The 6,661-nt window shown below is 40.7% G+C and carries 9 protein-coding genes; 5 read left to right on the top strand and 4 right to left on the bottom strand.

Annotated elements, in window-relative coordinates; genetic code table 11:
* Positions 1–1,026: THUMP domain-containing protein (locus KH943_RS08490; protein WP_304109967.1), on the bottom strand; the 1,026-nt coding region annotated here is incomplete at its 3' end.
* 213 nt (positions 1,027–1,239) lie between these two features.
* Between KH943_RS08490 and narL the strand changes: the two genes are divergently transcribed.
* Together narL and KH943_RS08500 are read left to right on the top strand one after the other, a co-directional pair.
* Positions 1,240–1,869: a two-component system response regulator NarL gene (gene narL / locus KH943_RS08495; protein ID WP_304109969.1), complete on the top strand. Its 630-nt coding sequence runs from the start codon at positions 1,240–1,242 to the stop codon at positions 1,867–1,869.
* 36 nt (positions 1,870–1,905) lie between these two features.
* The gene (locus tag KH943_RS08500) at positions 1,906–2,166 is read left to right on the top strand and encodes a YfhL family 4Fe-4S dicluster ferredoxin (RefSeq protein WP_005707554.1); all 261 of its coding nucleotides are present in this window, start codon (positions 1,906–1,908) and stop codon (positions 2,164–2,166) included.
* Positions 2,167–2,262: 96 nt separating this feature from the next.
* Here KH943_RS08500 and yedF read toward each other — a convergent pair whose 3' ends face one another.
* The 3 genes from yedF to KH943_RS08515 form a co-directional block, all read right to left on the bottom strand.
* Positions 2,263–2,532, bottom strand: coding sequence for a sulfurtransferase-like selenium metabolism protein YedF (yedF, locus tag KH943_RS08505; protein WP_040217074.1), 270 nt, complete (start codon positions 2,530–2,532; stop codon positions 2,263–2,265).
* A 36-nt stretch (positions 2,533–2,568) separates the two neighbouring features.
* Entirely contained in the window at positions 2,569–3,786 is a 1,218-nt protein-coding gene (gene yedE, locus KH943_RS08510) for a selenium metabolism membrane protein YedE/FdhT (protein ID WP_368493501.1), read from the bottom strand.
* Positions 3,787–4,008: 222 nt separating this feature from the next.
* Positions 4,009–4,227, bottom strand: a complete 219-nt coding sequence (locus KH943_RS08515; protein ID WP_304109974.1) for a YdcH family protein — start codon at positions 4,225–4,227, stop codon at positions 4,009–4,011.
* A gap of 181 nt (positions 4,228–4,408) precedes the next feature.
* Here KH943_RS08515 and KH943_RS08520 point away from each other — a divergent pair, with 181 nt between their 5' ends.
* The 3 genes from KH943_RS08520 to ybfE form a co-directional block, all read left to right on the top strand.
* On the top strand, positions 4,409–5,350 hold the full coding sequence (locus tag KH943_RS08520; protein ID WP_304109976.1) for a hypothetical protein: 942 nt from the start codon (positions 4,409–4,411) through the stop codon (positions 5,348–5,350).
* Positions 5,351–5,450: 100 nt separating this feature from the next.
* On the top strand, positions 5,451–6,218 hold the full coding sequence (gene nudC, locus KH943_RS08525; RefSeq protein WP_304109978.1) for an NAD(+) diphosphatase: 768 nt from the start codon (positions 5,451–5,453) through the stop codon (positions 6,216–6,218).
* Between the two features lie 150 nt (positions 6,219–6,368).
* On the top strand, positions 6,369–6,661 hold a 293-nt coding region (gene ybfE, locus KH943_RS08530), incomplete at its 3' end, for a LexA regulated protein (protein WP_304109980.1).

A 6,661-nucleotide genomic window follows, 5' to 3' on the forward strand; every position in this document is an offset into this window, starting at 1 on the left:
CAGGCAAAAATTAGAGACATAAAATATATATTTGCATCCCGCTAGATTGAGTACCTCACTCTGGGGCAATCTAGGCAAAAATAAACGCTCACCATAAGGCGGGTTACAAATCACCGTACCTGTTTGCTCCGGGCAAGGATTTTTAAGTGCTGCAATATCGCCTTGTTGCCAGCTAATTGCCTCGCCAACGCCTGCATTGATCGCATTTTGTTTAGCTTTTTGCAGCACGCGATGATCGAGATCAAAACCAAAAAATTGACCGTTTGTCAGTGCTTTTTCGGCTGATTTTGCTTCATTCCAAACTTCGTCCCAAAGTGCCATATCGTGCCCTTTCCACGCGTGGAAGCCCCAATGCTTACGCTGAATCTGCGGGGCAATATTTGCCTGCATTTGAGCCGCTTCAATCAGTAACGTGCCTGAACCACACATCGGATCAACCAATGGCGTGTCCTGTTGCCAGCCAGAGCGTAATACAATTGCTGCAGCTAAAGTTTCACGCAATGGCGCTTTGCCTGTGTCTGAACGATAACCACGCACATGCAAGGCTTCTCCACTTAAATCAAGCGAAATCACCATATCATCACGGTTTAAATAGACGTGAATACGCACATCTGGGGCAATTTTATCCACAGTAGGGCGTTCAAAGCCTTTGCGTTCGAAGTAGTCTACGATGCCATCTTTCACACGCATCGCACCGAATTGAGTGTTGCGAATTTCACGGTTTGTACCGTTGAAATCGATGAAAAATGTATTACGAGGCTCGAAAAGTTCCGCCCAGTTGTAGCCCACCACGGAAGCATATAAATCCAAATCGCTAAAGATTTTTGTGGAAACTAACGGCAGTAAAATGCGAGAAGCTAAACGGCTATGAAGCAAGGCTTGATATACGCCTTTTTGCGTGGTAGTAAAATGCACGCCGCCTTGAGCGACTTTACAGCTTGCTCCACAAATTTGTTCTAGCTCAGTTTTGAGCATCTCTTCAAAGCCACGTGCAGCGGTAGCGAAATAGGTTGTTTGAGTGGTCATAAATTCATTCTTTTAATCAAAATTGAGGCTATTATAACGGAACAAGCGGTTAAAAACTTACAAAGTTTTGCAATTTTATTAAGCAAGAATATTACGATTTTTTTAGCCTAGATCAAAAAGAGTGCAATCTACCCAAAATAGGTAACTTGTTTTGAGTAGTAAGAGTGAGAGAATAATTACCTTAATTAGTATGTAATAAAAATGAGGCAAGAAATGACAGAACCTTATAAAATTCTTTTAATTGATGATCACCCTTTAATGCGTAAAGGAATGCGTCAAATTCTTGAGCTCGAAACGGATTTTGTAGTAGTTGGGGAAGCCAGCAATGGCTCAGAGGGCGTTGCTCAAGCATTAAAACTTCAACCTGATTTAATTATGTTAGACCTGAATATGAAAGGAATTTCAGGATTGGATACTTTACGTTCATTACGTGCTCACGATGTGGATGCACGTGTAGTGGTACTTACAGTATCGGATGAGCAATCTGATATTTTTGCGTTAATGGATGCGGGCGTAGATGGCTATTTGTTGAAAGACAGTGACACCGAAGAGCTGATTGAAAATATCCAAAAAGCCGCTCGCGGTGAGATGGTATTAAGTGAAACGGTGCGTCAGCATTTGCTTAACCGTCAGCCTGAGAGCGATCCCCTTGCACAACTAACCGATCGCGAATTGGACGTTTTACAATGGATTGCAACAGGAATGTCGAACAAACAAATTGCCGCTCAGCTTTTTATTTCTGAAGAAACGGTGAAAGTGCATATCCGTAATTTACTTCGGAAATTAAATGTACATTCACGCGTTGCTGCAACAGTGCTTTACTTAGCTCAACAAAAAGGCTAATATTCGCCTCTTTTTTAAACGAGAGGATAGCAGACAATGGCATTGTTGATTACCGCAAAATGTACCAACTGTGATATGTGTTTACCTGAATGCCCGAATGAAGCAATTTCGGTAGGCGATGAGATTTATGTTATCGATCCGTTGCTTTGTACAGAATGCGTTGGGCATTATGAAAAGCCTACTTGCCAGAAAGTCTGCCCGATTACTAATTGCATCATTACCGATAGTAATCATCAAGAAACCCAAGAAGAACTTTGGGAAAAGTTTGTGTTGATTCATCATGCAGATCAGCTGTAAATCGCCTTTCAGTTAAGCCGAGGTTAATATCTTCCTCGGCAACTAATCTCCTCTTTAATCTCTTATCTTATAACATAACAACCTCATATTGTTATTTTATCGCTGAATCAAATAACGCAATTTCGTACCATCTTGTTCAACGCTTAGCAATGTATAACCATGGTTTTTTGTGTCTACAGGAATATTGTTAATCGATTGAGCACAATCGCTTAATAGCTCTAAAATCTCGCCTTTTTTCAATTCTGGCATCGTTTCAAGCATCACGATGGCAGGATAGGGGCAAGGTTCGCCTAGGGTATCCAGTGTGTAATCTGGGGTAATCTCTTTTGGATCTTTATCCAATTTTTGTACGACAGTAAATGCCATAATGTTCTCCTGATGTTTTAGGTTATGTGGTATTGATTAGTTACAGCCGCAAGAAGCTGCCGCTACTTTCGCTTTGGCTTTAGCAAGGAAGCGTTTTTCCCACCAAACTACAGCAACCAAACAAGCGATTAATAAGCCATAATTAACGAGCAAGCCACCGACGGGGCCGAACTCTTTGAGTAAGTTAAGTTTGTCGTAATCTAAGGCGAGTGTTGGTGCAATGTCGTCCCATACGTAAGCAAGGTAGGTTGAGCCGATAACGTTACCTAGACCTACCCACATAAAGTGTACTTGCCCTTCCATGGAACGATACATCCAACCCGTTTCACAGCCACCTGCTAATACGATACCAAAACCGAATAATAAACCGCCGATAATAGCATTTGGGCCTGCCCACATAATTTTAGGAGAAACGCCTAATTGAACGTAAGAAAACACGCCTATAGTACCCACAATAATCCCGAAGATAATCGCTTTTGCCATATAAGCACGACCCGTTACCCATAAATCTCGGAATGCGGAGGTAAAGCAGATTTGTGCACGCTCAATCAATAATCCGAAGATTAATCCGCAAAGCATTGCAAAACCAAGTTTGATAGACGATTGCATCACATAGAGGGAAGCGGTCAAATATGCTAAAAAGATTACCATCCCAATGCGGAAGCGACGTGTGGCTTGTTTCGGATCACTTTCTTTGATTTTTGCTGCCCCTTTTTTGAGTTGCAATTTTACGCGGAATATTGGAAGTAAGGTGACTTTTACGCCAAAGTAAGTCCCAATTGCAGTCGCAATGGTAAAGAACCACGCGTGCACGGAAAATTGTGGAATCCCTGTGAAAAGCGAGGCTAAATTACAGCCCATTGCTAAACGTGCCCCAAAACCTGCCAAAGCTCCGCCAATTAAAGCTTGAACAATGCGACGTTTGTGCGGTTGGTTACGCCATTTCACGTTGTTCGCCCAAAGTGCGGCAGAAATACAACCAGCGAACATCCCTAGAATCATCACGCCATCAATACGGGTGAAAATCGTGCCTTGCATCCCGATGATTTTGTAGTAGCTCCACTCGGAAACATCTACACCAAGGGCTTGTAATGCGTGTCCACCCCAGCGGGTAAATTCGCCCGTCACTGCCCAATAAGTGCCTGTTACGCCAAAATAGTAAGCCGAAAGTAAGCCTGCCGCAATAACCGCAGCCACTGGGTTCCAATATTTAATTAGATAATCTTGTTTGAATTGTTGCCAAATCTCTAACATTGTCCTTAAATCCTTAAGAGAGTTAATGATTTGCAAGCGAAGGTATATAATGAAAAATAGAATTGAATTGAGAAAAACAATTGGATTTGTTCACGTCCTATACACAAACTTGCGATATATGAATGAATTACCGTTGAGGTGGGCGAATTATAGCCAGAAAACAGATAAAAAAGAAAGGGGAAAATCTATATTTTCTCCTCTCTATTACATTGAATTAACAACCTATTTTGCAGAATATTGTCTTAAAATCGTATAAAGTTCATCTTTAATTTTCAATTTTTCTTTTTTAAGAGTTTCAACTTCCTGTTGAGTAGCGAGCTCAATATTCGCCTCTTGGTTTTTAATTTTTTGGTCGATTTCATTATGTTTATCAAATAAACGAGCAAAATGTGCATCTTCGTTTTTCAATTTAGTAATCAAATCACGATATTCAGGAAACATAGTAAACTCCTTAACATAGGTTATTAATAGATTCGATTTCATCCTACTCCTTTTAGCTTAACTTGGTAGTGAAATCTCACTAAAATTTGAACTAGATCATAAAATTTTTACCCACTTCTACTACGACAAGCCCAAAATTTAACGGTATAATGCAAACTCAACTATTCAAGAGGCACTAATAATGCGAAACAAAGCTCTCTTTACTTTGTTATTTACCCTATTAAGTGGCAACGCCCTATCTGATTGGAAGAAAATCAACGACTTAGATTACACTTGGGGGCCTTTCAAAATATACAACATCTCTCTTTTCACTGAAACAGGCGAATATCAGCCCAACATTCGCCCGCTTATGTTGAGCTTAAAATATGACAAACCCGTAGATGGGCGCGATTTTGCCATTTCTATCGCACGCTCTTGGGCTCGTTTAGAGATCAAATTACCTAACCAAGATGCGATAATCGACCGCTTGCGTAAAACCCTGCCTGATTTAAAACCAGGCGATAAGCTCTATTATATAGCATTGGTGGATCGTGGTTATTTTATTGTCAATAATCAGGTGATTGCAGGAGAATTTGATGACGCTACTAATGATGCGATTTTAGCCATTTGGCTTGATCCTAAAGTAGAGCTAAGCCGTAAATTGATCGCTAAGAAAACTAATGGTGCACAAAATATCCATATTGCTGAATACGATCCTGAAAACTCAGACGAGATTAATGTAGTTTCACCCTTGCTAGAAGAAAAAAACAGCAAACCGAGCCCAGAACTTTCAGATAACACCGCCACAACCGAACAAGCGGTCGATTTTGAGCTTGAAAATGCAAGCGAAAAAATAAAAATGCACAAACAACCCGTTGTTGGTGTGCCTGATAAAGCCATTGTTGAGCCAGTAAAAATAGAGCCAACAGCAGAAATCCAAACCTCACAGGTGATTGAAAATGTAGCTGAAGTTGCAACCGAAGAGGCGGAAAAACAACCTGTTCAAGATGCTTCAAAATCTCAGCAAGAAGAGCCGAAACAAGAGCAAAAATTGGAAGATAAGGTTGATCCTGAAAATCCAGAAATCGACATTCGCCCGATCGAAGATCCAATGCCTGAAAAATATTCGTGCGAGTTGATTTAAAGTAACATTGCGGGCGGGGTATCCCCGCTTTATTTTCTTATAAGGCTAAATTGAAAAAATACCTTTCTATTAATTATAAATTTAGAAGAGAGGAAACAAAATGAACCAATCATACTGGGCAATCGTAAACCATTTTGATATTGCCTTAATTGACAATGAATTACCCTTTGGTACGGCGGAAGAGATCGGAACAAGCGGTCGAAAAATCGTAAAAATTGGCGAATATAAAGGTTTTCCGTTGAATTTAGTGAAAGCAACGGAAGCGGATTTAAGCCGTTGGGCATTTATGTTTTTACGCACGCAAATTGCTCGCCCTATGGAAGAAGCCTTGACGATGCACCGAGCGGTGGCTCTAAATCATTTCCTTGAAACACATACATTTTGTGGAAAGTGTGGTGCAAAAACAATACTTTCAGAGAAAGAAATTGCGATGATTTGCCCAAGTTGTAACCAGCACTTCTATCCTGTTTTAAGCCCAAGTATTATTGTGGCGGTGCGTCGTGGCAAACAGATTTTATTGGCTAATCACCAGCGTCATAAGGGCTCAATTTACACCACATTAGCAGGTTTTATCGAAGCGGGCGAAACAGCCGAACAAGCGGTTGAACGTGAGGTATTTGAGGAAAGCGGTCTAAAAATTAAAAACATTCGCTATTTTGGCAGTCAGCCGTGGTCGTTCCCCAATTCATTAATGTTAGGTTTTTTAGCAGATTATGAAAGCGGAGAAATTTGCTTGCAAGAGGAAGAAATTTGCGATGCGAGATGGTTTGATGCAGATAAGCCTTTACCCGAACTTCCACCCAAAGGCACGATTGCGTTGCAATTGATTGAAGAAACATTAAAAATTTGCCAATCAGAAAGCACGTAACAATTGGTGAGATAAGCATCAGATTTTATGGCTTATTCTTTTAAAATACCCGAATAATATGGTATAGTACCACCTTACTCAGTAGCTTATCATTCTCACTTAGTAAAGTATATAAAGAGCAAAGAAGCTAAAGCCCACGGTTGGAACATTATGGCAAAACAGGACGCAGATTGTATCACCCTTGATTTGTTCGCAAGCGTGCCAAAAGTTGGGCGACCACGCACAAATCCTTTAAGTCGAGAACAACAAATTCGCATAAACAAACGCAATCAACTTAAACGCGACCGCTCATCTGGGTTAAGACGCGTGGAGCTAAAATTGCATTCCGATTTAGTGCAACGACTTGAAGATGCAGCGAGCCAACGCAATATCACTCGCGGACAACTGATTGAATATATTTTAAATGATTATGTCGGCAATCTTGCCGATAATGATAACAGGTA

Origin of the sequence: Haemophilus parahaemolyticus (assembly GCF_018373095.1) — a bacterium.
GTDB classification, from domain to species: Bacteria; Pseudomonadota; Gammaproteobacteria; order Enterobacterales; family Pasteurellaceae; genus Haemophilus_A; species Haemophilus_A parahaemolyticus_A.